This window comes from Paenibacillus sp. Marseille-P2973, assembly GCF_018101095.1.
Taxonomy (GTDB): Bacteria; Bacillota; Bacilli; order Paenibacillales; family Paenibacillaceae; genus Fontibacillus; species Fontibacillus vini.
Window position 1 is genome coordinate 1 of record NZ_JAGQEH010000029.1, and the last position, 1670, is coordinate 1670.

The window sequence follows — 1670 nt, forward strand, 5'->3', positions numbered from 1 at the left end:
CGTTCGTCCTGAGCCAGGATCAAACTCTCCAATAAAGTGTTTGACTTGCTCATTTTGAAACTGACGAGAAAATTAATTCTCTATTTAATACTCACTCGTTGTTCAGTTTTCAAAGATCAACTTCGTTCATTTCGTTATCGCCTCATCAGCGGCAACTTTTATATTGTATCAAGTCTTTATTTAAAAAGCAAGCATTTATTTCATTGTTCTAAGAACTTGCTTTTTTCGATAAAAACCGTTCGCTTGAAGCGACATTTATTAATATACCAAACATCAGCCATAATTACAAATTGAAAAACCTGGAACTTTGCTGCATTGGAACTTTACATTTTCGCGCGTACTATTAAACGATGAGTCGGATTTATAAGAGGGTCGCAGGTGATTAACGTCAACACCCTCTCTTCAGGGTCCTCCACATCAAGTACAGATACATCTGTAGGCTTTACAACAGAGATTTTATCGACCGTATACACGTAACTGCCTTCTTTTACTTCTATTAATATCTCGTCTCCAACCTCCACTTCATTTAATCGGTTAAACAATCTCCCTTTAGTATGAGACCTATGAGCTGCAATCGCTGCATTCCCCTCTTCACCTAAATCCGTTGTTTCCTTCATATGCGCTGCCGCATATTTCATGTTAGTCTTTGTCGCACCTTCAAGAACAGGTAATTCCAAATCAATTTTTGAAATTTTAATTACAGCGATGGCTTGATTCTTGTCCTTTTTTTCTGCGGGCTGGCTCACAGTACGATCTGAATTTTGATCAAGCGCATCTCTAACTTCTGTGTCCGCATCTACTAACTCAGTATCTAATGCTCGTGACATAACCAGATACTCATTTCGAAGATCTTGGTTAATAAGCTCTTTCGTTCGGGGAGTATTTAGACTATTCGCTGCATCCTCCAATAGCCTCTGCTGTTTCGAATCCTGAATCCACTCGGTTGTCTTTGGAAACAAGATGATCAAAATCCCTATTCCAATTAGGAAGTAAGCCATTTTCCGCATTTTCGTATTCCCTCCAGATTAAATAGAGAAGTAAAGAGCTCTTTACACTCTTTACTTCTCTTACTTAGCTATTATGTGATTAATTTTTTCTTGCAATTTTCCTGAATATGAGACCTAAAGCGGTTATGGCAGATCCTAGAATGTAGAATGGCATCGAGCTGTTTTCTCCTGTTTTCGGAAGTTGTTGTACTTTGACCTCCCCTTCTTGTTCTTCTGAGGTTGTTGTGTTATTTGGCGAAGCATCCGGACTAGGAGGTTCTGAGGAATCAATCTCCCCTACGACTGGAGTTGGGCTTGGTGTCGGAGATGGGCTAGTTACCGGCGTCGGGGACGGTGTTGATGTTGCCGTAGAGCTTGGTGTGGACGTTGGACTTGGCGTTGATGTTGGGCTTGGCGTTGATGTTGGACTTGGTGTGGACGTTGGACTTGGTGTCGATGTAGGGCTTGGTGTCGATGTTGGATTCGGTGTGGACGTTGGTGTCGGTGTCGGTGTCGGTGTCGGTGTCGGTGTCGGTGTCGGTGTCGGTGTCGGTGTTGGTGTTGGTGTTGGTGTTGGTGTTGGTGTTGGTGTTGGTGTTGGTGTTGGTGTTGGTGTTGGTGTTGGTGTTGGTGTTGGTGTTGGTGTTGGTGTTGGTGTTGGTGTTGGTGTTGGTGTTGGTGTTG

At 42.8% G+C, this 1670-nt stretch carries 3 protein-coding genes; all 3 read right to left on the minus strand.

What is annotated here, in order from left to right; translation table 11 throughout:
- Positions 1-323: 323 nt before the first annotated feature.
- The gene (locus KB559_RS24965; protein ID WP_211026246.1) at positions 324-1007 is read right to left on the minus strand and encodes a class D sortase; all 684 of its coding nucleotides are present in this window, start codon (positions 1005-1007) and stop codon (positions 324-326) included.
- A 79-nt stretch (positions 1008-1086) separates the two neighbouring features.
- Positions 1087-1278 carry an LPXTG cell wall anchor domain-containing protein gene (locus KB559_RS25625; protein WP_354006032.1) on the minus strand — a complete coding sequence of 64 codons (192 nt, stop codon included), beginning with the start codon at positions 1276-1278 and terminating at the stop codon, positions 1087-1089.
- A gap of 40 nt (positions 1279-1318) precedes the next feature.
- Positions 1319-1670 (minus strand): hypothetical protein (locus tag KB559_RS25335; RefSeq protein ID WP_247682081.1); only part of this gene is annotated, 352 nt, incomplete at its 5' end.

What these genes read in the sequence shown, in the direction of transcription:
- KB559_RS24965 (WP_211026246.1), bottom strand. Translation starts at nt 1,007, where the DNA reads ATGCGGAAAATGGCTTACTTCCTAATTGGAATAGGGATTTTGATCATC.